Here is a 24,475-nt window from a genome sequence, read left to right as displayed (position 1 = left end):
CCGTCCCGCCGCAGCCCCGCAGAGGAACCCCGCCATGACCACCACCGCACCCGAGCAGACCGCCGGGCCGGCCACCGGCCCGCCCGGCGAGGCCGGGCTCCGGGTCGTCCCCGCCCGGCACCCGTGGCGCTGGGCGGCCGGCGCCACCGCGCTCGTCCTCGTCGCCCAGTTCGTTCACGGCCTCGCCACGAACCCCGGCTGGGACTGGCCGACCTTCCGGGCGTACGCCCTCACCCCGACGATCCTCCGGGCCGTCGGCACCACCCTCCAACTCACCTTCTACGCCACGGTGCTGGGCTTCGCACTGGGCGCTGCGGTGGCCGCGCTGCGGCTCTCCCGCAGCCCCGTGCTGCAGACCATCGCCTGGACGTACGTGTGGGCGTTCCGCTCGATCCCGCTGATCGTGCAACTCGTCTTCTGGTTCAACCTCGCGTACCTCTACCGGCGGCTCGGGCTCGGCATCCCGTTCGGTCCGGTGCTCGTCGACTTCGACACCGTGAACGCGCTCGGCGCGCTCGGCGCCGCCGTCGTCGGGCTCGCCCTGCACCAGGCCGCGTACGCCGCCGAGATCATCCGGGCCGGCGTCATCTCCGTCGACGCCGGCCAGCGGGAGGCCGCCGCCGCCCTCGGCATCCCCCGGCTGCGGCAGATCCGGCGGATCATCCTCCCGCAGGCCATGCGCGGCATCCTGCCCAACGCCGCCAACGAGATCATCTCGCTCTTCAAGGCCACCTCGGTGGTCTACGTCATGGCCATCGGCGAACTCTTCTACCAGGTGCAGGTGATCTACGGCCGCACCGGCCGGGTCGTCCCGCTGCTGCTCGTCGCCACCGCCTGGTACGTGCTGCTCACCACCCTGCTGTCGGTCGGCCAGTACTACCTGGAACGCCGCTTCGCCCGCGGCACCGACCGCATCCCGCCGCCCGGCCCGCTGCAGCAGGCCCGCGAACTCGCCCGCCGGGCCGTCGCGGCCCGGCCCGGCCCGCCCTCACCCTCCGGAGGCCGACCGTGACCACCGCCCCCGCCCCCGCGATGGTGGACATCCGCGGCGTGCACAAGAGCTTCGGCCGGCTGGAGGTGCTGCGCGGCGTCGACCTGAGCGTGGCGGCCGGCTCGGTCACCGTCGTGCTCGGCCCGTCCGGCTCCGGCAAGTCGACCCTGCTGCGGGCCGTCAACCACCTGGAGAAGCTCGACCGCGGCACCGTCACGATCGACGGCGAGCTGATCGGCTACCGGCGCTCCGGCGACCGGCTCCACGAACTCCGCGAGCGCGAGGTGCTGCGCCAGCGCACCAACCTCGGCTTCGTCTTCCAGAACTTCAACCTCTTCCCGCACCTCACCGTGCTGGAGAACGTGGCCGAGGCGCCGATCGGCGCGCTCCGCCTGCCGAAGGCGCAGGCCAGGGCGCGCGCACTGGAGCTGCTCGGCCGGGTCGGCCTCGCCGACAAGGCCGCCGACTACCCGCGACGCCTCTCCGGCGGCCAGCAGCAGCGCGTCGCGATCGCCCGCGCACTCGCCCTCGAACCCAAGGTGCTGCTCTTCGACGAGCCGACCTCCGCCCTCGACCCGGAGCTCGTCGGCGAGGTGCTCGACGTCATCAAGGACCTGGCCGCGGCCGGCACCACGATGATCGTCGTCACCCACGAGATCGGCTTCGCCCGCGAGGTCGCCGACACCGTCGTCTTCATGGACGGCGGCGTCGTCGTCGAGCAGGGGCCGCCGGCGGCCGTCCTCGACCACCCGCAGCACGAGCGCACCCGCGCCTTCCTGTCCAAAGTCCTGTGACCCGGAGCTTTCCGACCCTGCGCCCCGTGGTCCACCGTCCTGCAAGGAGCCATGCCGTGACCCTGTCCCGCCGTACGCCCGCCGCCGTCGCGGCCCTCGCCGCCGCGCTCGTCCTGACCGCCTGCGGGTCCGCGTCCACCGCCGGGGGCGGTGACGGGACGGGCACGGCGAAGGCCGGGACGGCCCCGAACGGGATCACCGTCAACCTGACGCCCGACCAGAAGCGCGTCACCACGCCCAAGGTCGACGCCGTCGCCGCACTCGTCCCGGAGGAGATCAGAAAGCGGGGCACCCTCCAGGTCGTCGGCAACGCCGGCACGGTGCCGCCACTGGAGTTCACCGCCACCGACGACAAGACCGTCATCGGCGTCGAGACCGACATCGCCCAGCTCGTCGGCAACGTGCTCGGGCTCGACGTCCAGCGCAACACGGTCTCCTGGGAGAACGTCTTCGTCGGTCTCGACAGCGGCAAGTACGACGTCGGGTTCACCAACATCACCGTGACCGAGGCCCGCAAGGAGAAGTACGACTTCGCCACCTACCGCCTCGACATCCTCGGCTTCGAGGCGCGCAAGGGCGGCAGCTGGAAGGTCACCGGTCCGAAGGACGTCGCCGGTCACGTCATCGGCACGTCGTCCGGCACCAACCAGGAGAAGCTGCTGATCTCCTGGAACGAGCAGAACGTCAAGGCGGGCCTCAAGCCGGTCGACATCAAGTACTACCAGAACTCCTCCGACTACTACCTGGCCCTCGGCTCGGGCCGGATCGACGCCTGGCTCGGCCCCAACCCCACCGAGGCCTTCCACGCCGCGCAGACCGGCGAGACCGAGGTCATCGGCACCTACTCCGGCGGTGGCGCCGACGTCCTCGGCAAGATCGCCGCGACCACCAAGAAGGACAGCGGCCTGGTGAAGGCGCTGAGCGGTGCCGTCAACGAGATCATCAGGAACGGCACCTACGCCCAGGTGCTCAAGCGCTGGGGCCTGGGGGAGGAGGCCGTGCAGACCTCCGAGATCAACCCGCCCGGCCTGCCGAAGATCGGCTGAGCCGCGGAGGGGAGGCCCGCGTCCCGCACGGCTCACCAGCCGTGCGGGATCCGCTCCAGGACACCCCCGGCGAAGACGTCGTGGAGCGGCAGCGACTCCAGGTGCACGTAGCCGATGTGGCAGTCGCAGACCGGCAGCGGGCAGTCCCGCGGGACCAGCCGGGAGCGGTACGAGCCGTCGTAGAGGTTGCCCAGCGGCGGGCGGACGAAGTGGCACCGGCGCACCGTGCCGTCGCCGTCGACCGAGACCACCGACTCCCCGGTGCGGCACGGCCGGCCCTCGCTGGGGTGCGGCTCGCGGCTCCAGCCGAAGAGCGGGTCGACCGCCGTCCAGACGGCGGCTTCGGCGTCGTCGTAGCGGCGGCCGTCCGCGGCGTTGACCCACAGGTAGGTCGAGGCGGGCAGCTCGGCGCGCAACTCCCGGGCCGCGTCCAGGTGTTCCGGCTCGCCGACGATGCCGACGCTGTGCCGCACACCCATGGCCGCCAGCTCGCCGATCCGGGCGAGGAACCGCTCGCGCGGCACCTGCCCGGGGTGGTAGGTCACCCAGAGCGCCAGCGTGCCGAGATCGGCCTCGGCCAGCCAGTCGGTGCGGCAGCTGAGGTTGGTCTGGATCGCCACCCGCCGCACGTGCGGCAGCCGGCTCAGCTCGACCATCGCCCTCCGGTACCAGGACCGGACCAGGCCCTCGCCCCACGGCGTGAACAGCACGGAGAGGGTGTCGGCGGTCTGCCCGGCCGCCCAGGCGGTGAACCGCTCCAGCGCGGCCCGGTCGGCCCGCAGCTGCTCCGGGGTGTCCCGCCGCTTCGCGAACGGGCAGTACGGGCAGTCGTAGTCGCAGGAGGAGAGCGGCCCGCGGTAGAGCAGGGTGAGGTCCGTCGGCACCTCGTCGGGGCGGCGGCCCGGCAGGCCGAGGTCGACGGTCACTTCTGCTCGTACGCGGCCATCGCGGCCTGCACCGCGGGGGAGAACAGCATCGGGCCGACGGCGTCCGAGTGCGCCAGGCCCTCGGGGGAGAGCACCAGCCGCCCGGGCCGCCCGGCCAGCCAGCCGCGGGCCTCGAACGCGGCCAGCTCCGCGGGGAAGTCGTCGGCCGGCAGCGAGCCGAACCGCGCCCGGTAGTCGGCGAGTCCGAGCCCCTCGGCCTGCAGGAGGGTCTGCAGGAGGTGGCGCCGGCGGCTCTCGTCGGCGTCCATCGCCCGGCCGACCTCGGCCCGGGTGAAGTCCGCGGTCGCGACGTAGTCGTCGATGATGCCGCGCACCTCGCGGGCGTCCACCGCGTAGTCGAAGGAGTAGTGCAGGCCCGCGGTGTACGAGCGGGCGCCGCAGCCGAGCCCGACCATGCCGTCGGTCTGGCAGGCGTACTCGCCCGCGCTCGCAGTGGCCGCGCCGGCGCGGCGGAACATCCGCATCGACACCTGCTCGTAGCCCTCGGCGAGCAGGTGGTCGCGGCCCGCGCGGTACAGGGCGAGCCGCTGCGCGTCCCACTCGGGCGACGGCTCGTCGGCGGCGCGCCGGCCGAGGCCGGTCAGCGGGCGCACGTACAGCGGGTAGAGGTACAGCTCCTCCGGCCGCCACGCGAGCGCGGCGTCCAGCGAGGCGAGCCAGCTGGCCTCGGTCTGGCCGTCGATGCCGTAGATGAGGTCGAGGTTGAGCACCGGTATGCCCGCCGCCCGGATCCGCCCGAGTGCCGCCTCCACGGCGGCGCGCTTCTGCGGGCGCACCGCCGAACGGGCCTCCTCGTCGAGGAACGACTGCACGCCGAGGCTCAGCCGGGTGGTGCCGCGCTCCGCCAGCACGGCCAGCCGGTCGGCGGTGGCGGTGTCCGGGGAGGCCTCCACCGACAGCGGGACCGCCCGCAGGTCGACGCCCATCCGCTGCTCGGCGATGTCGCAGAGCCGGGTCAGCTCGGCCGCGGTCAGGTAGGTCGGGGTGCCGCCGCCGAACGCCGCCAGCGCGAACCGCGCGCCCGGGTCCAGCGCGTCCCGGACGGCCACGGCCTGCCGCTCCAGCGCGTCCAGGTAGGCGGTGGTCAGCCCCTCCGGGCTGCCGATCCGGGTGAAGAGGTTGCAGAAGCCGCAGCGCACCTCGCAGAACGGCACATGGAGGTAGAGCGAGAGCGCGTGCTGCGGCTCGCCCGCCCACAGGCCGCGCAGCGCGGGTCGCCCCGGCAGCGGCCGGTACGCCGTCTTGTGCGGGTACGCGTACACGTAACCGCGGTACGGGGTCTCGGTGGTGGCCGTCGTCATCGGGCGGGCCTCTCGGACGCGGGGAGGGTGAAGTGCGCGTACGGCACCGACCAGACCACCTCGTGGCCGATCCGGTGGCCGGTGTAGCCGTCCTCGCCGTACGCCGTGCCGTGGTCGGAGCAGACGATCGCGAAGCACGGGCGGCGCCGGCTCATCGCGGCGAACAGCCGGCCGACGTGCGCGTCGACGTACTCCAGGGCCGCCGCGTGGCTGGCCCGGGTGTCGCCGTGCTCGCGGCCCGCCCCGGGCAGGTGGAACCAGTTCGGCTGGTGCAGCGCGGAGACGTTCACGAAGAGGAACAGCGGCTGCCCGGCGGGCTGTTCGGCGCAGACCTGCTCCGCGCAGGCGACCTGCTCCTCGAACGACGTCGGCGAGGGCACGCCCATGCCCGGCGTCCAGTGGCTCTCCTGGAACAGCCCCGGCAGCACCGACCCCAGCGGGCCCTGCCGGTTGAAGAAGCCCACACCGCCGATGCAGACCGTGCGGTAGCCCGCGCCCGCGAGCGCCGACGGCAGGTCCGGGGTGTCGAACACCCAGGTGCGCGGCTCGGTCGTCTCCGACCCGGCGAAACGCGCCGCGAACAGCCGCGGGTGCGGCCCGTCCGGACTCGCCGGCGTCGGCAGGAACCCGGCCAGGATCGCCTGGTGCGAGGCGTACGTGAAGCTGCCGGGCGCGTGCCGCCGCTCCCAGCGGCCACCGGGCAGGTGCGCGGCCAGGTGCGGGATGCGGCCCGCCGCGGCGAGCTCCTCGGCGACGTCGAGGCGCAGCGTGTCGAGGGTGACGAGCAGCAGGTCGTGACTGCCGACCACGGCGTTCATGTCGGGGATGCCGGGGCCGCCCGCGGCCGGGTCGGGGCCGGTCGGGTCGGGAGTGACCGGGTCGGGGGTGCGGTGGGTCATCGGGGGCTTTCCGTCCGGGGTGGTGCGGCGAGCAGGGCGGCGATCTGGGCACCGTACGTGTCCAGGCCCTCGGCCGGTCCGCCGGGCAGGCCGGTCAGGCCCGGCAGCAGGTCGCCGAAGGCGTTGACCTCGCCCACGACGGCGCGCCGCCAGCCCGCCGTCGGCAGCACGTCGACGCCGACCGTCGGCGTGGCCGGGAAGCAGGCCGCGGCCGCCTCCGCGGTCTCCAGCAGCACCGGCCAGGCCGGGCCGGCCGCCTCGCGGGCGAGCGCGAGGTCGCCGCGCGCCCCGCCGAGGTGCAGGTTGGTCATCGGCCGGGTGCTGGTGCGCACCACGACGTGGGCGGCCCGGCCGCCGACCACCACCACCCGCAGGTCGGCCGCGCGGCCGGACTGCGCGGCCTTCGGCACCCACTGCTCGACGTGCAGGCCGTCCGGGGCGAGCCGGTCGACCAGCTCGGCGACCTCCGGCACGGTGCGGTAGCGCCGCACCCGCAGCGAGTTGTGCAGCCCGCCGGGGGTCAGCTCCGCGGACGTCGTCGCCTGCACCTGCCCGCGCGGCCCGAGTTCCAGCGCCACCACGCCGGAGGCCGACGACCCGTGCACCGGTTTCACGAACACCCGGCGCATCCCGGCGGCGGCCAGCCGCTCCCGCAGGTCGGCCCAGCCCGCGGGCGGCGGCCCGTCCAGGGCGCGCGGCACCGGCACGCCCGCCTGCGCGAGCAGCCGGTGCGCGCGCCGCTTGTCGAACATCACCGCGATCTCCGCGGGGTCGCCGAGCAGCCGCACCCCGGGCCGCGCAGCTACCCGGTGCAGGGCGGCCGTCACGCCCGCGTGCCACGCCGCGCCGCCCTCCACCCGGGTCGGCGCGTACCCGGCGCCGAGGGCGGGGCCGCGCAGCAGGGCGTCGACGGCCGGCTCCTCGCCGGGCGACTCGACCCGCAGCAGCGTGCCGGGCGGCGGGCCGTCCGTGCCGCGCAGCACGTCCAGCCAGGGCAGGACGGCCGGCTCGGGCAGGCCGGCGGCCCGGGCGGCGGCCGCGAAGAGCACGACGCGCCGGTGGCCGGGGTTGCCGAGGACGGTGAGCTGCACGGTCATCGCCTACTCGGAGACCGCCACGTAGCGGTCCTCCTCGTCCTCCTCGTCCTCCGCGCCGGACAGGTCGAGGGCGACGCCGGGCAGGGCGTCGCGCAGGCGCTGCCGCATCGGCTCGGTGAGGTAGTGGTGGTGCAGGTCGAGCGCGGCGAGGTGGGTGAGCGGCTGCCCGGCCAGCAGCGCGGCGGCGCCCTCGTCGGTCAGCACGCCCAGGCCCAGCGCGAGCCGCTCCAGCCGGGCGACGACCGGGGCCTGCGCGACGGCCGCGGCGATGTCGTCCTGGTACTCGCTGTTCTGCAGGCCGAGCGTGCGCAGCGCGGGCAGTCGGGTGCCGGTGAGGAACGGCGCGAGGTCGGCGAGGCCGTGGTCGCCGCCGTACTCGTCGACGCCGAGCCACAGGTCGAGCGTGTCCAGCGCGGGCAGCTCGGAGCCGCCGAGGGCCCGCACCACCTCGCCGGGCAGGCCGCCCGACTCGAAGGCCAGCGTGCGCAGCCGCCCGTGCCGCACCGGCCGCAGCCGCAGGCCGGAACCGCCCCGCACGGTCAGGTCGGTGAGGTGCGGGAAGACCTCGAACACCGGGGTGATGTCGCACATCTCCAGCCAGGAGATCTCGCACTCCTCGGCCTCGACGTCGCCGAGGAAGAGCGCCTCCAGGGCGGGCAGCCGCCCGGCGGCGCCGGTGATCGCGGCCAGCGGCCCGGCGAGGCCGTCGTACTCGCCGGGCCACCACGCGCCGAGCACCAGGGCGCGGACGTGCACGAGGTCGACGGCGTCGAGGAAGCGCTGCCAGGCCGCCTCGAACGGCTCGCGGTGGCCGTACCCGAGGGCGATCCGCCAGGCGGCCTTGTCGGCCGGGGGCAGCGGCTCGCCCCGGTCGAGGGCGGCCAGGACGTCGCAGACGGGTAGTCCGTGGAACGTTCGGGTCATCGGGGCACTCCTACTCTGCGACGGCGACGTAGCGCCACTCGTCGTCCCACTCCTTGGCGTCGGACAGGTCGAGGGCGACGCCTGGCAGGGCGTCGCGCAGGCGCTGCCGCATCGGCTCGGTGAGGTAGTGGTGGTGCAGGTCGAGGGAGGCGAGATGGGTCAGCGGCTGGCCGTCCAGCAGGGCGGCGGCGCCCTCGTCGGTGAGCGCGCCCATCGACAGGTCGAGGCTCTCCAGCCGGGCGACGACCGGGGCCTGCGCGACCAGCTCCGCGACACGGTCCTGGTGCACGGTGTTCTGCAGGCCGAGCGTGCGCAGCGCGGGCAGCCGGGTGCCGGTGAGGAACGGCGTCAGGTCGTCGAAGGCCCAGTCGCCGCCGTAGTTGTCCACGCCCAGCCACAGCTGCAGGCGCTCCAGCGCGGGCAGGTCGCAGGCGCCGACCGCCCGCACCACGTGCCCGGGCAGCCCGCCGGCCTCGAAGCGCAGCGCCTTCAGGTGCTCGTGCCGCAGCGGCGTCAGGGACAGACCGCCGTTGCCCTCCCAGTCGTCGCCCGCGCCGCGGACGACCAGCTCCTCCAGGAGCGGGAAGGCCTCGAAGACCGGGGTGATGTCGCACATCTGGAGCCACGAGATCTCGCACTCCTCGTAGGTGATGTCACCGACGAAGAGCCCCCGCAGGGCGGGCAGCCGGTCCGCCGAGCCGGTGATCGTCCGAAGCGGTGCTTCGAGCCGGTCCGGCTCCTCCGGCGACCAGTTGCCGATCACGACGGCGGTGACCCGCGCGGTGTCGACGGTGTCGAGGAAGTGCTGCCAGGCGTCGTCGAAGCTCTGCTCGTCCTCGTAGTCGAGCCCGATCTTCCAGGCGGCGGCGTCCGCGGCGGGCCGGTCCTCGACCTTCGGCGCGTTGCGGAGCTCGACCACGGGCAACCCGTGGAACCGCTCGATGTGGCTGTTGATCGTCATGCGCTGCTCCTGGGAGGTCCGGGGAGATCCGCTCGGCCGGGCACCTGTCTACCAGGCGCCACCGACGGCCCGGCAGCGAGGGCGGCACCGGTGACGGGTTGTCGGACCCCGGCCCTAGCTTTCGTGTCGTCGAGGCCGGCGGACCCGCCGGTCCTGAACCAGGGGAGGGCCGATGTACCGCCAGGGTGATGTGCTGATCGTGCCGGTGGAGGAGAGCGCCGTGCCGCAGGTCGTGGCCGACCTCGTCCCGCTCCCGCGGGACGTCCGCGGCCGGATGGTGCTGGCCCTCGGCGAGGTCACCGGCCACGCCCACGCGGTGGTCGGGCCGGGCACGCTGCGGCGGGAGTCGGGTGCGTTCGGCACCGCCTGGCTGCACCTGCCCGAGGGCGGCCGGGTCGTGCACGAGGAACACGCCGCGATCCCGCTGCCCAAGGGCTGGCACCGGGTGGTGCGGCAGCGCGAGTACGTGCCGGGCTCCGTCCGCGTGGTCGCGGACTGACCGGCCGGAACGACGAGGAGAGCAGCGACCGTGACCACTTCGCCCATGACCACTTCGACCCCGGCCACTTCGCCCGTGACCGGCGAGGACGTGTCGCACCCGCACGGGACGTCCCCGGCCGTCCCCCACGCCCCCGACGCGGCGACCGCCCGCTGGCGCGCCGTGGCGGCGGCCACCGGCCCCGCCGACCGCACCCGGACCGAGCGGGCGGTGCGCGCCGCCTACCGGGCCGCCGGGCTCGCCGAACCCGGCCTCGTCCGCTGGTACGGCTCGCCGCTGGAGGCCGCGAGGGCCGCACTGCACCTGCACGCCGAGGGCGCTGTCAGCGTCCGTGACGCGGTGCGCACCCGCCCGTGGGAGCAGGCCCGCACCGCCCTCCACGGACGCATCGGGGCCCAGGGCTGGGCCGGGCTGTGGGCACTGACCGGCGGCGAACTCCTGCCGCAGACCCAGGGCCTGGCCGGGCGGCTCCGCGAGGCCGTGCTCGACCGCCTCGCCCCCGAGGCGCCGGCCGGTGCCGACCCGGACGCCCGCACCCGGGCCGCCGCGGAGCGCACCGCCACCCGCCTCGCCCTGCTCGATGCCGTGCTCGGCCAGCACGACGCACCCTGGCTGGCCGCCTTCGACGCGGCCGGCGCCCTCGACGGGCCCGACGGCCTCGGCCCGCTGGCCGAGGTCGCCGCGCAGACCGGCTGGTGGTGGCCGTACGAGGGGGTCGTGCTGATCGCCGAGCGCCCCGTCGCACTCCACCGCGACGAGGCGGGCCGGCTCGACCGCGCGGACGGCCCGGCGCTGGCCTTCGCCGACGGCTTCGCCCTGCACGCGTGGCGCGGCATGCCGGTGCCGGCCGACTTCCTCGCCGGTCTGGCCGAGGTGACCGCCGAACGGATCCGCACCGAGGAGAACGCCGAACTTCGGCGCGTGATGCTGGAGTTCTACGGCTACGACCGCTATCTCGCGGAGTCCGGGGCCGAGCCCGTGCACCGCGACGACACCGGCGTGCTCTGGCGGATCCTGCTGCCCGGCGACGAGGCGGTCGTCATGGTGGAGGTGGTCAACTCCACCGCCGAGCCGGACGGCACGTTCCGCACCTACTGGCTCCGTGTGCCGCCCTCCACCCGCACCGCCCGGGCCGGCGTCGCCTGGACCTTCGGGGTGACCGAGGAGGAGTACCGGCCGCAGCGCGAGACCTGAGCCGGCCGTCCCGCCCCGGCCCGGCGCCCGGCGGTGTCAACCGTACGGGCCCCCGATTCCGGCCCCGCCGCGCGGCGCCGACTTCGGAGGAACTCGCCCACACGCACTCCCTGGTTCACCGGGGAACGCCGTTGATATACCTCGGATGCACAGGGCGGGCCGGTGATCGGCACCCCCGCCGACCTGCGACGAGACAAGGCGGTGACGGTCAGTGAAGTTCCTCCGCGTCGGCCCCGCGGGCTCCGAGCGGCCCGCCGTTCTCGGACCCGACGGCGCCGCGTACGACCTGTCGGCCCGCGTCCCCGAGATCGACGGGGCGTTCCTCTCCGGGCTCGACCCGGCGGCCGCCGCAGACCTCGCGGCCCTGGCCGCCTCCGGCACGCTGCCGCGGATCGACCTCGACGGCGTACGGATCGGCGCACCCGTCGCCCGTCCCGGCAAGGTCGTCGGCATCGGCCTCAACTACCGCGACCACGCGGCCGAGGCGGGTGCCGCGATCCCCTCCGAACCGGTGGTCTTCCTCAAACCGGGCAACACGGTCGTCGGCCCGAACGACGAGGTCCTGGTGCCGCGCGGCAGCCGCAAGACCGACTACGAGGCCGAGCTCGCCGTGGTGATCGGCCGCACCGCCCGCTACCTGGAGTCCGACGCCGAGGCGGCCGCCGCCGTCGCCGGCTACGCCGCGGTCAACGACGTCACCGAACGGGCCTTCCAGCTCGAACACGGCGGCCAGTGGGACAAGGGCAAGGCGGCGGAGACCTTCACCCCGCTCGGCCCCTGGCTGGTCACCCCCGACGAGGTCGGCGACCCGCAGCGCCTCGGGCTGCGGCTCTGGGTCAACGGCAGGCTGCGGCAGGACGGCTCCACCGCCGACATGATCTTCCCGGTGCTGGAGATCGTCCGCTACCTCAGCAGGTTCATGGTGCTGGAGCCCGGCGACGTCGTGGTCACCGGCACCCCGGCGGGCGTCACCCTCGGCCACCCCGGCGTGGCGTTCCTGCAGCCCGGCGACGTGGTCGAACTCGCCGTCGACCGGCTCGGCCGGCAACGGCAGGTGTTCGGCGCCGCCTGAGCGCGGACCTTCGCGCCCGCCCCGGGCTCACGCCGGGCCCGGGATTACGCTGCGCCAGGGCTCACGCCGGGTCCGGGCGGTCGCCCGGCCCCGGCAGCAGGCCGCGCAGGCGTGTGACCAGCAGGCCCGCCGGACCGTCCGGGCGCTCCATGGCCAGCAGCCCGGCCAGCATGTCCGCGGTCTGCGGGTCGTGTGCCGCCGTCGCCGCGCTCATCGCCACGAACTCGTCGACGAGCCAGTCCCGCAGGGACTCCGGCGGGATCTGCCGCCCCTCGTCCAGCCAGCTCAGCGCGGTCGCCTCGACCACCGAGATCCAGGCCCGCACCAGCAGGGTCAGCCGCGGTCCCGCCGAGCGCACGCCGAGGTGGCGCAGCGTCTTGCGGAGCGCGATCCGGCGGACCTCGTCGACGATCGAGGTGGTGCGCCCGGTCTCGACGACCGAACCGCCGCGGAGCAGCGCGCCGTAGCCCGCCGCGTGTCCGGCGACGAACGCGAAGTAGCCGTCCAGCACCTCGGCCAGCTGCTCGGTGGGCGTGCCCACCCCCGACACCCGGAACCGGCGGCTCAGTTCGTCGGCCGCGGTCCGCAGCGCGGCCTCGTAGAGCTGCTGCTTGCCGCCCGCGAAGTACCGGTACACCAGTGGCCGGGAGGCACCCGCGGCCTGCGCCACGTCGTCCAGCCCGACCTCCTCGGGGGCCCGGGTGCTGAAGAGCTCCAGCGCCACCGAGATCAGCTGCTCGCGGCGCTGTTCCACCGTCAGCCGCCGGTACCCGGCCCTGCGCGGCCGGTCCGCGGCCGTCCCGCCGTCACCCGCGGCCGTCCCGCCGTCGCCGGCCGCGCCACCGCCCGCCACGCCACCGGCGCCCGCCGCGCCGCCGTCCGGGGCGGACGCGCCGCCGGGGCTCTCCACGGAGCGCGAGGCCCGTCGGGCACCGCGCGCGGGTACGTCTCTGACTGCCATGCCCGCCAGCCTAGGCCCTGCCCGGAAGCGGCGTCCGGGGCCGCTGCCGGCCTGCCCGCGCGGGGTGGACGCGGAGTCCACCGCCCTTCCCCGGCCAACACGTTGGGCGTGCTCGCGGGCACGCCCCGTGACACCGCGGGGTCGGGGCGCCGGGCGGTCGGCGGCCCCGGCGCCCGACCGTCCGTCAAACCTGCGAGAGGCGGCCCGGAGGGTCTTGAAATCGCCCGGCGCTGCGACAGGATGGCCGAATGGTCCAAGAACCGATCACCCTCGACGTCGACGGCACCACCCCCCGCCGTATTGCCGACGCCTATGTCCACGCCCTCGCCGAGCTCGACCCGCTGACCGCGGTATACCTCGGCCTCAACCCGGATGACGACCGCATCACCGACCTCTCACCGGCCGGCCGCGCGGCGATCGTCGGCCTCGCCCGCACGACCCTCGCCCGGCTCGACGCCGCCGAGGCCGCGGGTGCCGCCGCCGACGACGCCGAACGCCGCTGCGCCCGCCTGCTGCGCGAACGGCTCTCCGCCGAACTCGCCCTCCACGAGGCGGGCGAGGACTTCCGCTCGCTGCGCAACCTCGGCTCGCCCGTGCACGACGTCCGCGAGGTCTTCACCCTCATGCCCACCGGCACCGAGGCGGAGTGGGAGCTCGTCGGCCGCCGCCTGGCCCGGGTGCCCGCCGCCCTGGACCAGTACCGCAGCACCCTCGCCGAGGGCATGGCCCGCGGTCTGCTGTCCGGTCCGCAGCAGGTCACCACGGTGGTCGGCCAGATCGCCGAGTGGCTGGAGGGCGAAACGCCGGGCGGCTGGTTCGGCGCGTTCGTGCAGGACGCCCCCGAGTCGCTGCGCGAGCGGCTGACCGCCGTCGCGGTCGAGGCGTCCGGTGCGCTCGCCGGGCTGCGGGACTGGCTGCGGGACGTGTACGGCCCGGCGGCGGCCGGCACCTCCGACACGGTCGGCCGGGAGCGGTACGCCCGCTGGGTCAGCTACTGGACGGGCGCCGAGCTCGACCTCGACGAGGCGTACGGCTGGGCCTGGGAGCAGTTCCACGACCTGGACGCGCAGATGCGCGCCGAGGCGGAGAAGGTGCGGCCCGGCGCGACGCCGATGGAGGCGATGCGCTGGCTGGAGACCGAGGGCCCCGCCATCGAGGGCGCGGAGAGCGCCCGGTCCTACCTCCAGGGCCTGATGGACCAGGCCATCGGCGACCTCCAGGGCACCCACTTCGATCTCGCCGAGCCGCTGTTGCGCGTGGAGTCGAGAATCGCGCCGGTCGGCAGTGCCGCCGCGCCCTACTACACCCAGCCGTCGCTCGACTTCTCCCGTCCGGGCCGCACGTGGCTGCCCACGCTGGGCCGCGCGTCGTTCCCGGAGTGGGACCTCGTGTCGACCTGGTACCACGAGGGCGTCCCCGGCCATCACCTGCAGCTCGCCCAGTGGACGTACATCGCCGACCGGCTCTCCACCTACCAGGTCAGCCTCGGTGCGGTCAGCGCCAACCTGGAGGGCTGGGCGCTCTACGCGGAGCGGCTGATGGACGAGCTCGGCTACCTCACGGACGCCGGGCACCGGCTCGGCTACCTCAACGCCCAGATGATGCGCGTGCTGCGGGTCATCGTCGACATCGGCATGCACGCCGGCCTGGAGTTCCCCGCGGACTCCCCGTACCGGCCCGGCGAGCCGATGCACCCGGACGACGCCCGGGAGTTCTTCGGCCTGTACTGCGGGCTCTCCGCCGACTTCCTGGACAGCGAGCTGGTCCGCTACCTGGGGATGCCCGGTCAGGCCATCGGCTACAAGCTCGGCGAGCGCGCCTGGCTGCGCGGCCGTGCCGCCGCCCGGGCCGCGGCGACGGCCCGCGGTGAGGAGTTCGACCTCAAGGCCTGGCACATGGCCGCCCTCTCGCAGGGTTCGCTCGGCCTGGACGACCTGGTCGCCGAGCTTTCCGCGCTCTGACGGGCGCCGAGGCCGCGGATCCGGTCCTGCGGAGGGCTGAGCCCCCGCCGCAGGACCGGGCAGGTTTAGGACTTTAGTCCCAATTCGTACATTTCTGCACAATCCGCCTTGCCGTCGGGCGGCCCGAGGGCTTGTCTGGAGGAAGCGCCGTGTGCGCACCTCTCCCCTCCGTCCCCTCCGGAAGGCGGCCCCCCGGTGTCCCTCCAGCACGCACAGGACGAGGAAACGGTCGACCCCCGCCGCTGGTGGGCCCTGGCGGTCATCGCCATCGCCCAGCTGATGATCGTCCTCGACGCGACCATCGTGAACATCGCCCTGCCGTCCGCGCAGAAGGCGCTCGGCATATCCGACGCCAACCGGCAGTGGGTGATCACCGCCTACACCCTCGCGTTCGGCGGCCTGCTCCTCCTCGGAGGCCGCATCGGCGACCTCTACGGCCGCAAACGCACCTTCACCGTCGGCCTGATCGGCTTCGCCCTCGCCTCCGCGATCGGCGGCTTCGCCACCGAACCGTGGATGCTCTTCGGAGCCCGCGCCCTGCAGGGCGCCTTCGGTGCGGTGCTCGCGCCCTCCGCCCTCTCGCTGCTCTCCAACACCTTCTCCGACCCACGGGAGCGCGCGACCGCGTTCGGCATCTTCGGAGCCCTCGCCGGCGGCGGCGCCGCCATCGGCCTGATCATGGGCGGCCTGCTCACCGAGTACCTGAACTGGCGCTGGTGCCTCTTCGTCAACATCCCGATCGCCCTGGGCGCCGCCGTCGCCGCGTTCTACCTGCTCAAGCGCGACCACATCGAGAAGGGCCGGAGGATCAGGCTCGACCTGCCCGGCGCCGTCCTCGGCTGCGGCGGCCTGCTCGCGATCGTCTTCGGCACCTCGGAGGCCGTCAGCCGCGGCTGGGGCGACTGGCTGGTGCTGACCTGCCTCATCGGCGGTGCCGTCCTGCTGCTCGTCTTCGTGCTCTTCGAGCGCCGCACCACGCACCCGCTGCTGCCGCTGCACATCATCGCCGACCGCAACCGGGGCGGCGGCGCGATCGCCGTCGGCCTGGCGGTGATCGGCATGTTCGGCCTGTTCCTCTTCCTGACCTACTACATGCAGGTCGTGAAGGGGTACTCCCCGATCATGGCGGGCGTCTCCTTCCTGCCGATGACCGCCGCGATCGTCATCAGCGCCACCGGCATCGCGGCCCGCCTCATGACCCGGGTGCCCACGCGGACCCTCGTCGTGCCCGGCCTCCTGCTGGCCGCGGGCGGCATGGCCTGGCTGACCCAGATGAAGGTCGACAGCCCGTACGTCGGCATGGTGCTGCCCGCCGAGATCCTGCTCGGCCTGGGCATGGGCCTGGTCTTCATGCCGTCGATGAGCCTCGCCACCCTCGGCGTCGCCCCGCACGAGACGGGCGCGGCCTCCGCCATCATCAACAGCGCCCAGCAGGTCGGCGGTTCGATCGGTACGGCGCTGCTCAACACCATCGCCGCCAGCGTCACCGCCTCCTGGCTGGTGGGCCGCGACGCCGCGGATCCGCTCGTCGTCAACGAGGGCGCGGTGCACGGCTACGCGGTCGCGACGACGGTCGCGATGGGCATCCTGCTGGCTGCCTCCGTGATCGCCTTCTTCATGATCGACCACAGGCCCGCGCCCGGTGAGGCCGCCGGCGCGGGAGCGGAGACCCCGTCCAGGGCCGCCGCCGCGGGGGCGTCCCCCGAGACCCCCTGACACCACCCGCCGCGCACCGGTCGAACGGCCCCCGTGCCCGGATCACGGAACCGGCGCCCGCACCGCACCGCCCGCGCCCGTCGCACAGCGGCGGCGCGGGCGGTGCCGGACCCGCCCCGGCGCGCACCGCCCGCGACACGCCCACCGCGTGCGCTGGACGCCGACCGCCGGGAACGGGATCGTGTACGGATTCTCACCGGGTTCCCATCCGGTGATCACCCGGCGGTCGGCCCCGTCGAGCAGGCTGGGCCCACGACCGCCCGTGGCCAGGAGGGATACCGCCGATGAGCCGTGACCGGATGCCGCGCCGCACCCTTCCGCGGGTCGCCGGCCGCACCCTGCTCCCCCTGACGGCGCTGCTGCTGGCCGGCGCCAACACCCTGGGCCTGTCGCTGGTCGGGGTGCCGGTGGGCGTGGTCGCGTCCGTCCGGACCACGCTCGGCACGACCGCCGTCGCCCCGGCCGACGGCAGCGCGGCCCGGGTGGGTGCGCTGTTCACCGGCGGCGTCGGGCCCGGCCGGCACTTCTGCTCGGCGAGCGTCCTGCAGAGCCCCACCCGCGACCTGGTCGTCACGGCCGCGCACTGCGTCGGCACCACCGACGGGCTGCTCTTCGTCCCCGGCTACCGCGACGGCACCGCCCCGTACGGCAGCTGGAAGGTCACCCGGATCTTCACGACCGCCGGATGGTCCGCCGCCCGCGACCCGGACGAGGACTTCGCCGTGCTGCGGATCGCCCCGAACGGCGGGCACCGCATCGAGGACGTCGTCGGCGGCAACGCCCTCGGCCTCGACGACACCCTCACCCGGACCGTCCGCCTCTACGGCTACCCCTCCGGCAGCGAGGCGCCCCTGCTCTGTACGAACGCCGTCACCGCGTACTCCGCGACCCAGCGCCGCATCGAATGCCCGGGATACCCCGGCGGCACCAGCGGCGGCCCCTGGATCAGCACCCGGACGGGCGAGGTGATCGGCGTGATCGGCGGCTACCAGGAGGGCGGCGACACCCCCGACGTCTCCTACACCGCCTGCTTCGGCGCGGCTCTGGCCGGTCTCTACCGCCAGGCCGTCACGGACACCGCCTGACGGACGGCCCCGGGCGGTGCACGGGCGCGTCCCCGCGGCCGGACGGCAGCCGGGGACCGTCGCCGGTGCGGCCGCCGGGCGACGGATCCTCCGACCGGTCCCGCGCGAGCACGCCGGCCGGGACGGCGGGCCGCGGCCGGGGGAGCACGGGCCCGTCGCCGCCGTCCGGGCCGCCGGGCACGCCGGGTGGTGCGGACCGTCCGCCGGACCACGCCCGGTGCGGCCCGGCGGACGGCCCCGCCGCCGGGCCCAGCTCGGCCCACACGGTGCGCCGCCCGCCGGCCTCGCCGCTCGCACCCCACCGGTCGGCCAGCGCGTCGACGATCGTCAGGCCCCGCCCGAAGTCCGTCAGCTCCTCCGGCGACCGGTACGCCGGCTCGCCGTCGAGCGGCCCGTCGTCCGTCACGGCGATCCGCGCGGTGACCCGCCGCCACCGCAGCTCGACCCAGAGCGCGCCGGCCGCGCCGGACCGGCTGTGCACGATGGCGTTGGTGGCCAGCTCCGAGACGATCAGCTCGGCGTCGTCCGCCTGCGGGAAGGGCCGGAGCGCGTCACGGGCCATCCGGCGCGCGGCCCGTACGGTCTCGGGCACCCCGGGAAAACGGGCGATCCACATCATGCGGCCGCACCCCTCCGATATCTCTGCGCTCACGTCCCGCTACGTTCGGTACATCTCGAATACGAGCTTGAAAGCCCGGGAGCGGGATTGTCAAGCTGATCGGAGGAACCGAGAGACGGGGATCGACATGGGCGAGCTGGGACGACCGGCCTACCTGAGGCTGGCCGACGCGCTGCGGGCCCGGATCCTGTCCGGCGACTACACCCCGGGCGCGCGGCTGCCGAGCATCGCCGAGCTCGGCCGCGACCACGAGGTCTCCGAGCAGCCGGTCCGCCAGGCCCTCCGCGTGCTCGCCGCCGAGGGACTCACCGAGGGGCGCCCCGGCTCGGGCACGTACGTCCGGCTCCGCCCGGCCCCGGCCCGGATCCCGCGCGAACGCCACGACGCCGCCGGCAGCCCGTTCGCCGCCGACGGCACCGCGGAGGGCGGCCCGCCCTGGACGCACGACTCGCAGAAGTCCTACGCCACGCGCGGCCTCGCCGACCGCCTCCGCATCTCCGAGGGCGACCCGATCATGCAGACCCAGTACGTCCGGGTGGCCGAGGACGGCCCCGCCCGGCTCTCCACCAGCTGGGAGCCGCTCGCCCTGACCGGCGGCACCACCGCGGTCCTCCCCGAGCTCGGCCCGCTCGCCGGCCGCGGCGTCGTCGAACGCATGGCCCGGATCGGCCTCACCGTCACCAGGGTCACCGAGGACGTCACCGCCCGGCCCGTCCTGGAGGCCGAGTCCGTGCCGCTGGGCATTCCCCTCGGCGCCACCGTCCTCGCCGTCGAGCGCACCCACTGGGCCGGCGACCTCCCCGTCGAGACCGCCGACATCGTGCTCGCCGCCGACCACTGCCGGCTCTCCTACGAGCTCGGCGTCCCCGCCCCCCGCGGCTGACCCCGGCCCGGCGCCGCCCCCGCGCGTGCGGGGCTGGCGGACCGTCACCCGCGCCGTCGGCCGGGGAGTGGGCGCCGGCGTCCGAGGGGCACGGGCCGGGGCGGCCGGGCCCGGCCCGGAAAACGACGAAGGCTCAGATCTGCGGATCAACTCCGCCGATCTGAGCCTCACTTGCACTTCCTGCGAAGTGCCCCCGGTAGGATTCGAACCTACGCACCCGCCTCCGGAGGGCGGTGCTCTATCCCCTGAGCTACGGGGGCCTGTCGGCCGTCGCGACTTGCTGCGACGTGGAGAACACTACCAGGCCCGGGGCGTGATCCGTGCAAGGGTTTGCGCGGTCGACGGCGGGGTGGCCGGCGGCCCGTCGGCGGCGGAAACGGGCAAAGGCCGGACGCGGCGGTGGGGGCGCGGCTACCCTCGGTGATGTGCCGGGAACGTCCGGGCGGGTCCTCGTGGTGGACGACAGCGAGGTGATCCGCCAGCTGATCAGAGTGAACCTGGAGCTAGAGGGCTTCGAGGTGGTCACCGCCGCCGACGGCGCCGAGTGCCTGGAGGTCGTCCGCCGGGTGCGCCCGGACGTGGTGACGCTGGACGTCATGATGCCGAGGCTCGACGGGCTGCGGACGGCGGCCCGGCTGCGGGCGGCGCCGGAGACGTCGGCGCTGCCGATCGCGATCGTGAGCGCGTGCACCCCGTCGGATCTCGACCGGGGGGAGTCGGTCGGGGTCGACGGGTATCTGGCGAAGCCGTTCGAGCCGGCCGACCTCGTGACGCTGGTGCGGAGGCTGATGCCCGCGGGCGCGGCCGAGCCGGGCAGGTCGGGCGCCGGGCCCGGGGAGCGGCCGGTGGAATTCCGCTCTCGGCGAACAGATCGGCCTTGACGGCGCCCGTCACCGGTGCAAGGCGTCTCAACGGGTAAACCGGGTGGCGGTCGGGTACCCCGTCTCGCCTACGCTTGGCGTCGTGACACCCGCAGAGCTTTCCCAGGCAGTCCAGGCCGCAGTGAGCGCCGCCGTCGAGGCGGGCGAGCTGGCCGTCGCCGTGCCCGAGCACGTGACGATCGAGCGGCCCAAGAACAGGGACCACGGCGACTACGCCACCAACGTGGCCCTCCAGCTCGCGAAGCCGGCCGGCCGGCCGCCGCGAGCCGTGGCGGAGCTCGTCGCCGGCCGCCTGCGCGGGATCGCCGGTGTGGCCGGGGTCGACATCGCGGGCCCGGGCTTCCTCAACATCACCCTCGACGCCGCGACCCAGGGCGAGCTGGCCCGCACGATCGTCGAGGCCGGCGAGGCGTACGGCCGCAACGAGGCGCTCAAGGGCCTGCGGATCAACCTGGAGTTCGTCTCGGCGAACCCGACCGGCCCGATCCACATCGGCGGCGTCCGCTGGGCGGCCGTCGGCGACTCGCTGGCGCGGGTGCTCAAGGCCACCGGCGCCGAGGTCTCCACCGAGTACTACCTCAACGACGCGGGCGTGCAGATCACCAAGTTCGCCGCGTCGCTGCAGGCCGCCGCGAACGGCCGAGAGGTGCCGCAGGACGGCTACGTCGGCGAGTACATCGGCGACATCGCGAAGGCGATCACCGACGGTGTCCCCGGCGTCCTCGACCTGCCCGAGGACGAGCAGCTCACGGTCTTCCGCACCGAGGGCCTCCGGCTCATGGTCGCGGAGATCAAGCGCTCGATGGACGAGTTCGGGGTGCAGTACGACACCTACTTCTCCGAGCAGAGCCTGCACGACTCGGGCGCCGTCGGGACGGCCATCGGCCGGCTGCGCGAGCAGGGCCACGTCTTCGACCGGGACGGCGCGATCTGGCTGCGCACCACGGACTTCGGCGACGACAAGGACCGCGTCCTCGTCAAGGCCGACGGCGAGACCACGTACTTCGCCGCCGACGCCGCCTACTACCTGAGCAAGCGGGACCGCGGTTCCGAGGTCTCCGTCTACATGCTGGGCGCGGACCACCACGGTTACGTCAACCGCCTCAAGGCCATCGCGGCCTGCGCCGGCGACGACATGGACCGGAACATCGAGGTCAGGATCGGCCAGTTCGTCAAGATGGTCCGTGACGGCCAGGAGGTCCGGCTGTCCAAGCGGGCCGGCAACATCATCACGATCGACGACGTCGTCGACTGGATCGGTGTGGACGCCGCCCGCTACATGCTGGCCCGCTCCTCGACCGACTCCACCATCACGATCGACATCGACCTGGTGACCAGCCGGTCCAGCGAGAACCCGGTCTTCTACGTGCAGTACGCGCACGCCCGGATGTGCTCGGTGCAGCGCAACGCCGCCGAGAAGGGCATCGTCCGCAGCGCGGACTTCAAACCCGAGCTGCTCTCCACCGAGTGGGAGTCCGTGCTGCTCGGCCAGCTCGGCGAGTTCCCGCGGGTGCTGGCCTCGGCCGGCGAGCTGCGCGAGCCGCACCGGGTGGCGGTGTACCTGGAGAAGCTCGCCCGGGAGTACCACCGGTTCTACGACCACTGCCAGATCCTGCCCAAGGGCGACGAGGAGGTCACCGACCTCACGCACGCGCGCCTCTGGCTCGCCGACGCCACGCGCACGGTGATCGCCAACGGGCTGACGCTGCTGGGCGTCTCCTCGCCCGAGCGGATGTAAGTACGACCCCCAAGCGCACGGAGGGGGCGGTGGACGGTCGACGGAGACCGCTCACCGCCCCTCGCCATAAGCCAAGGAAGTAGCCACAGATGAGCCGCTCCGCCCACCCCGCCGGCCCGCGCCACGGTGACGTCCTGCCCGAGGGCCACTACCAGGCCCCGCCGGCCGACCTGAACGCGCTCGACCCCAAGGTGTGGTCGCGCACCGTCGCCCGCGGCGCCGACGGTGAGGTCACCGTCGGCGGCCTCGGCGTGAAGGGGCTGGCGGCGGAGTTCGGCACGCCGGTCTACGTCATGGACGAGGCGGACTTCCGCTCCCGGGCGCGCGCCTGGCGGGACGCCTTCGGCGCGGACGCGGACGTCTACTACGCCGGCAAGGCGTTCCTCTCCAAGGCGGTCGTCCGCTGGCTGCGCGAGGAGGGCCTCAACCTCGACGTGTGCAGCGGCGGCGAGCTGGCCGTGGCGCTGGCGGCGGGCATGCCGGGCGAGCGCCTGGCGCTGCACGGCAACAACAAGTCGGTGCTGGAGCTGGAGCAGGCGGTGAAGGCGGGCGTCGGCCACGTCGTCGTCGACTCGTACGAGGAGATCGAGCGGCTGGCCGCGGTCGCCGAGCGGCAGGGCGTGCGGCAGCCGGTGCTGATCCGGGTGACGGTGGGCGTCGAGGCGCACACCCACGAGTTCATCGCCACCGCGCACGAGGACCAGAAGTTCGGGCTGTCGCTGAGCGGCGGTGCCGCGGCGGAGGCCGTCCGCCGGGTGCTGGCGCACCCGGAGACGCTGGAGCTGCGCGGCATCCACTCCCACATCGGCTCGCAGATCTTCGACACGGCGGGGTTCGAGGTGGCGGCCCGCCGGGTGGTGGGGCTGCTCGCCGAGGTCCGGGACGAGCACGGCGTCGAGCTGCCGGAGATCGACCTGGGCGGCGGCCTGGGCATCGCCTACACGAGCGACGACGACCCGCGCGAGCCGGCCGAGATCGCGGCCTCGCTGGCGGAGATCGTCCGCCGCGAGTGCGCGGGCGCCGGCCTGACGCCGCCGCGGCTGTCGGTGGAGCCGGGCCGGGCGGTCGTCGGCCCGACCACGTTCACGCTGTACGAGGTGGGCACGGTCAAGCCGCTGGAGGGCCTGCGCACGTACGTCAGCGTGGACGGCGGCATGTCGGACAACATCCGCACCGCGCTGTACGACGCCGCCTACTCCGTCGCGCTGGTCTCGCGGACCAGCGAGGCCGAGCCGGTGCTGGCCCGCGTGGTGGGCAAGCACTGCGAGTCGGGCGACATCGTCGTGAAGGACGCCTTCCTGCCCGCCGACCTGGTGCCGGGCGACCTGATCGCGGTGCCGGCGACCGGTGCGTACTGCCGCTCGATGGCGAGCAACTACAACCACGCCCTCAAGCCCCCGGTGGTCGCCGTCGTGGACGGATCGGCCCGGGTGATCGTCCGGCGCGAGACGGAGGAGGATCTCCTGCGCCTCGATATCGGCTGACGAAATTCTTGTCTCAGAACGTGGACCGGCCGTAGATCTGTGCGGAAAGTCCCGGAGACTGGTGGAGACCGAATACCGTCGGGCACCGGGAATCGCCCGAGGGAGACCGAGAATGCAGAGCGGAGTCGGATGATGCGTACGCGCCCGCTGAAGGTGGCGTTGCTGGGCTGTGGTGTGGTGGGCTCCGAGGTGGCGCGCATCATGACGACGACGGCCGACGACCTCGCCGCGCGGATCGGTGCACCGGTCGAGCTGGCGGGCATCGCCGTGCGCCGGGCCGGCCGCCCGCGGCCCGGGGTGCCCGAGCACCTGATCACCACCGACGCGGAGGCCCTGGTGGGCCGCGGTGACATCGACGTGGTGATCGAGGTGGTGGGCGGCATCGAGCCGTCCAAACAGCACATCCTCTCCGCCTTCGCGAACGGCGCATCGGTGGTCTCCGCCAACAAGGCGCTGCTCGCCCAGGACGGCGCCGAACTGCACGAGAAGGCCTCCGCGGCGGGCGTCGACCTCTACTACGAGGCCGCCGTGGCCGGGGCGATCCCGCTGATCCGCCCGCTGCGCGAGTCGCTGGCCGGCGACAAGGTCAACCGGGTGCTGGGCATCGTCAACGGCACCACCAACTTCATCCTCGACAAGATGGACTCCTCCGGCGCCGGGTACTCCGAGGCACTGGAGGAGGCCACCGCGCTCGGGTACGCCGAGGCCGACCCGACCGCCGACGTCGAGGGCTTCGACGCCGCCGCGAAGGCCGCGATCCTGGCCGGCATCGCCTTCCACACCCGGGTGACCGCCGCCGAGGTGTACCGCGAGGGCATCACCGAGGTCACCGCCGCCGACATCGCGTCCGCGAAGCAGATGGGCTGCGTGGTCAAGCTGCTGGCGATCTGCGAGCGGGCCGCCGACGGCGCGTCGGTGACCGCCCGCGTGCATCCGGCGATGATCCCGTTGAGCCACCCGCTGGCCTCGGTCCGCGAGGCGTACAACGCGGTGTTCGTGGAGTCCGAGGCCGCCGGCCGGCTGATGTTCTACGGGCCGGGTGCGGGTGGCGCGCCGACCGCGTCCGCGGTGCTCGGCGACCTCGTCGCGGTCTGCCGCAACCGGATCAACGGCGCGACCGGCCCCGGCGACTCCGTGTACACCCGGCTGCCGGCCAAGCCGATGGACGAGGTCGTCACCCGCTACCACGTCAGCCTCGACGTGGACGACCGTGCGGGCGTGCTCGCCCAGGTCGCGTCGGTCTTCGCCGAACACGGCGTGTCGATCGACACCGTGCGGCAGCAGGGCCGCGACGGCGACGCGTCGCTCGTCGTGGTCACCCACCGCGCCACCGACGCCGCGCTGTCGGCGACGGTCGACAAGCTGCGCGCGCTGGACAGCGTGCGTGACGTGGCCAGCATCATGCGGGTCGAAGGGGAGTAA

22 protein-coding genes and 1 tRNA gene are annotated in these 24,475 nt (G+C 74.3%); 14 read left to right on the top strand and 9 right to left on the bottom strand.

Annotated features, from left to right (window positions below; genetic code table 11):
- The first annotated feature begins 34 nt into the window (after window positions 1-34).
- The 3 genes from OG335_RS14940 to OG335_RS14930 are packed head-to-tail and all read left to right on the top strand — an operon-like array spanning window position 35 to window position 2,831.
- Window positions 35-1,012, top strand: coding sequence for an amino acid ABC transporter permease (locus OG335_RS14940; protein ID WP_405011594.1), 978 nt, complete (start codon window positions 35-37; stop codon window positions 1,010-1,012).
- A 20-nt stretch (window positions 1,013-1,032) separates the two neighbouring features.
- Window positions 1,033-1,785 carry an amino acid ABC transporter ATP-binding protein gene (locus tag OG335_RS14935; protein WP_405015406.1) on the top strand — a complete coding sequence of 251 codons (753 nt, stop codon included), beginning with the start codon at window positions 1,033-1,035 and terminating at the stop codon, window positions 1,783-1,785.
- A gap of 56 nt (window positions 1,786-1,841) precedes the next feature.
- Window positions 1,842-2,831, top strand: coding sequence for an ABC transporter substrate-binding protein (locus OG335_RS14930; RefSeq protein WP_405011593.1), 990 nt, complete (start codon window positions 1,842-1,844; stop codon window positions 2,829-2,831).
- A 32-nt stretch (window positions 2,832-2,863) separates the two neighbouring features.
- Here the strand turns inward: OG335_RS14930 and OG335_RS14925 are convergent, their stop codons facing one another.
- The 6 genes from OG335_RS14925 to OG335_RS14900 all read right to left on the bottom strand — a co-directional run bounded on the left by OG335_RS14925 (window position 2,864) and on the right by OG335_RS14900 (window position 8,960).
- On the bottom strand, window positions 2,864-3,757 hold the full coding sequence (locus OG335_RS14925) for an STM4011 family radical SAM protein (RefSeq protein WP_405011592.1): 894 nt from the start codon (window positions 3,755-3,757) through the stop codon (window positions 2,864-2,866).
- Complete coding sequence (locus OG335_RS14920; protein ID WP_405011591.1) at window positions 3,754-5,079, bottom strand: STM4012 family radical SAM protein; 1,326 nt, start codon at window positions 5,077-5,079, stop codon at window positions 3,754-3,756. Before OG335_RS14920 ends, OG335_RS14925 begins: the two co-directional genes overlap by 4 nt.
- Window positions 5,076-5,897 carry an STM4013/SEN3800 family hydrolase gene (locus tag OG335_RS14915; RefSeq protein ID WP_405015405.1) on the bottom strand — a complete coding sequence of 274 codons (822 nt, stop codon included), beginning with the start codon at window positions 5,895-5,897 and terminating at the stop codon, window positions 5,076-5,078. Before OG335_RS14915 ends, OG335_RS14920 begins: the two co-directional genes overlap by 4 nt.
- A gap of 77 nt (window positions 5,898-5,974) precedes the next feature.
- The gene (locus tag OG335_RS14910; protein WP_405011590.1) at window positions 5,975-7,075 is read right to left on the bottom strand and encodes an STM4014 family protein; all 1,101 of its coding nucleotides are present in this window, start codon (window positions 7,073-7,075) and stop codon (window positions 5,975-5,977) included.
- Between the two features lie 3 nt (window positions 7,076-7,078).
- The gene (locus tag OG335_RS14905) at window positions 7,079-7,999 is read right to left on the bottom strand and encodes an STM4015 family protein (protein ID WP_405011589.1); all 921 of its coding nucleotides are present in this window, start codon (window positions 7,997-7,999) and stop codon (window positions 7,079-7,081) included.
- A gap of 10 nt (window positions 8,000-8,009) precedes the next feature.
- The gene (locus tag OG335_RS14900; protein WP_405011588.1) at window positions 8,010-8,960 is read right to left on the bottom strand and encodes an STM4015 family protein; all 951 of its coding nucleotides are present in this window, start codon (window positions 8,958-8,960) and stop codon (window positions 8,010-8,012) included.
- Window positions 8,961-9,132: 172 nt separating this feature from the next.
- Between OG335_RS14900 and OG335_RS14895 the strand changes: the two genes are divergently transcribed.
- From OG335_RS14895 to OG335_RS14885, 3 genes are all read left to right on the top strand, one after another.
- The gene (locus OG335_RS14895; protein ID WP_405011587.1) at window positions 9,133-9,459 is read left to right on the top strand and encodes a hypothetical protein; all 327 of its coding nucleotides are present in this window, start codon (window positions 9,133-9,135) and stop codon (window positions 9,457-9,459) included.
- Window positions 9,460-9,504: 45 nt separating this feature from the next.
- Window positions 9,505-10,653, top strand: a complete 1,149-nt coding sequence (locus OG335_RS14890) for a DUF6745 domain-containing protein (RefSeq protein ID WP_405011586.1) — start codon at window positions 9,505-9,507, stop codon at window positions 10,651-10,653.
- Window positions 10,654-10,864: 211 nt separating this feature from the next.
- Window positions 10,865-11,725, top strand: a complete 861-nt coding sequence (locus OG335_RS14885; protein ID WP_405011585.1) for a fumarylacetoacetate hydrolase family protein — start codon at window positions 10,865-10,867, stop codon at window positions 11,723-11,725.
- Between the two features lie 61 nt (window positions 11,726-11,786).
- Here OG335_RS14885 and OG335_RS14880 read toward each other — a convergent pair whose 3' ends face one another.
- Complete coding sequence (locus OG335_RS14880) at window positions 11,787-12,686, bottom strand: TetR/AcrR family transcriptional regulator (RefSeq protein ID WP_405011584.1); 900 nt, start codon at window positions 12,684-12,686, stop codon at window positions 11,787-11,789.
- Between the two features lie 248 nt (window positions 12,687-12,934).
- On the opposite strand from OG335_RS14880, the gene OG335_RS14875 reads away from it, so the two are divergent.
- The 3 genes from OG335_RS14875 (at window position 12,935) to OG335_RS14865 (ending at window position 17,448) form a co-directional block, all read left to right on the top strand.
- Window positions 12,935-14,647, top strand: coding sequence for a DUF885 domain-containing protein (locus tag OG335_RS14875; protein ID WP_405011583.1), 1,713 nt, complete (start codon window positions 12,935-12,937; stop codon window positions 14,645-14,647).
- Window positions 14,648-14,842: 195 nt separating this feature from the next.
- Entirely contained in the window at window positions 14,843-16,363 is a 1,521-nt protein-coding gene (locus OG335_RS14870) for an MFS transporter (RefSeq protein ID WP_405011582.1), read from the top strand.
- Between the two features lie 284 nt (window positions 16,364-16,647).
- A complete protein-coding gene (locus tag OG335_RS14865) occupies window positions 16,648-17,448 on the top strand; it encodes a trypsin-like serine peptidase (RefSeq protein WP_405011581.1) in 801 nt (266 codons plus the stop codon).
- On the opposite strand, the gene OG335_RS14860 is transcribed toward OG335_RS14865, so the two are convergent.
- Window positions 17,432-18,067, bottom strand: a complete 636-nt coding sequence (locus OG335_RS14860; protein WP_405011580.1) for an ATP-binding protein — start codon at window positions 18,065-18,067, stop codon at window positions 17,432-17,434. The genes OG335_RS14865 and OG335_RS14860 overlap by 17 nt on opposite strands.
- A gap of 127 nt (window positions 18,068-18,194) precedes the next feature.
- Between OG335_RS14860 and OG335_RS14855 the strand changes: the two genes are divergently transcribed.
- On the top strand, window positions 18,195-18,950 hold the full coding sequence (locus OG335_RS14855) for a GntR family transcriptional regulator (RefSeq protein WP_405011579.1): 756 nt from the start codon (window positions 18,195-18,197) through the stop codon (window positions 18,948-18,950).
- Between the two features lie 188 nt (window positions 18,951-19,138).
- On the opposite strand, the gene OG335_RS14850 is transcribed toward OG335_RS14855, so the two are convergent.
- Window positions 19,139-19,210 (bottom strand) — tRNA-Arg (locus tag OG335_RS14850).
- A gap of 165 nt (window positions 19,211-19,375) precedes the next feature.
- Here OG335_RS14850 and OG335_RS14845 point away from each other — a divergent pair.
- From OG335_RS14845 to OG335_RS14830, 4 genes are all read left to right on the top strand, one after another.
- Entirely contained in the window at window positions 19,376-19,831 is a 456-nt protein-coding gene (locus OG335_RS14845; protein ID WP_405011578.1) for a response regulator, read from the top strand.
- An 82-nt stretch (window positions 19,832-19,913) separates the two neighbouring features.
- A complete protein-coding gene (gene argS / locus OG335_RS14840; protein ID WP_405011577.1) occupies window positions 19,914-21,569 on the top strand; it encodes an arginine--tRNA ligase in 1,656 nt (551 codons plus the stop codon).
- Window positions 21,570-21,658: 89 nt separating this feature from the next.
- Window positions 21,659-23,053, top strand: a complete 1,395-nt coding sequence (gene lysA, locus OG335_RS14835) for a diaminopimelate decarboxylase (protein ID WP_405011576.1) — start codon at window positions 21,659-21,661, stop codon at window positions 23,051-23,053.
- Between the two features lie 129 nt (window positions 23,054-23,182).
- Complete coding sequence (locus OG335_RS14830) at window positions 23,183-24,475, top strand: homoserine dehydrogenase (RefSeq protein WP_405011575.1); 1,293 nt, start codon at window positions 23,183-23,185, stop codon at window positions 24,473-24,475.

Source organism: Kitasatospora sp. NBC_01539 (assembly GCF_045040525.1).
Lineage (GTDB): Bacteria > Actinomycetota > Actinomycetes > Streptomycetales > Streptomycetaceae > Kitasatospora.
The sequence above is the reverse complement of the archived record's forward strand: the minus strand, read 5'-3'. Positions and strand labels throughout refer to the sequence as shown.

Bases quoted from the DNA above. Each gene is read 5' to 3' on its own strand.
- OG335_RS14940 (WP_405011594.1), top strand. From the start codon at position 35: ATGACCACCACCGCACCCGAGCAGACCGCCGGGCCGGCCACCGGCCCG.
- OG335_RS14935 (WP_405015406.1), top strand. From the start codon at position 1,033: ATGGTGGACATCCGCGGCGTGCACAAGAGCTTCGGCCGGCTGGAGGTG.
- OG335_RS14920 (WP_405011591.1), bottom strand. From the start codon at position 5,079: ATGACGACGGCCACCACCGAGACCCCGTACCGCGGTTACGTGTACGCG.
- OG335_RS14915 (WP_405015405.1), bottom strand. From the start codon at position 5,897: ATGAACGCCGTGGTCGGCAGTCACGACCTGCTGCTCGTCACCCTCGAC.
- OG335_RS14910 (WP_405011590.1), bottom strand. From the start codon at position 7,075: ATGACCGTGCAGCTCACCGTCCTCGGCAACCCCGGCCACCGGCGCGTC.
- OG335_RS14905 (WP_405011589.1), bottom strand. From the start codon at position 7,999: ATGACCCGAACGTTCCACGGACTACCCGTCTGCGACGTCCTGGCCGCC.
- OG335_RS14900 (WP_405011588.1), bottom strand. From the start codon at position 8,960: ATGACGATCAACAGCCACATCGAGCGGTTCCACGGGTTGCCCGTGGTC.
- OG335_RS14895 (WP_405011587.1), top strand. From the start codon at position 9,133: ATGTACCGCCAGGGTGATGTGCTGATCGTGCCGGTGGAGGAGAGCGCC.
- OG335_RS14890 (WP_405011586.1), top strand. From the start codon at position 9,505: ATGACCACTTCGACCCCGGCCACTTCGCCCGTGACCGGCGAGGACGTG.
- OG335_RS14880 (WP_405011584.1), bottom strand. From the start codon at position 12,686: ATGGCAGTCAGAGACGTACCCGCGCGCGGTGCCCGACGGGCCTCGCGC.
- OG335_RS14875 (WP_405011583.1), top strand. From the start codon at position 12,935: ATGGTCCAAGAACCGATCACCCTCGACGTCGACGGCACCACCCCCCGC.
- OG335_RS14865 (WP_405011581.1), top strand. From the start codon at position 16,648: ATGAGCCGTGACCGGATGCCGCGCCGCACCCTTCCGCGGGTCGCCGGC.
- OG335_RS14860 (WP_405011580.1), bottom strand. From the start codon at position 18,067: ATGATGTGGATCGCCCGTTTTCCCGGGGTGCCCGAGACCGTACGGGCC.
- OG335_RS14855 (WP_405011579.1), top strand. From the start codon at position 18,195: ATGGGCGAGCTGGGACGACCGGCCTACCTGAGGCTGGCCGACGCGCTG.
- lysA (WP_405011576.1), top strand. From the start codon at position 21,659: ATGAGCCGCTCCGCCCACCCCGCCGGCCCGCGCCACGGTGACGTCCTG.
- OG335_RS14830 (WP_405011575.1), top strand. From the start codon at position 23,183: ATGATGCGTACGCGCCCGCTGAAGGTGGCGTTGCTGGGCTGTGGTGTG.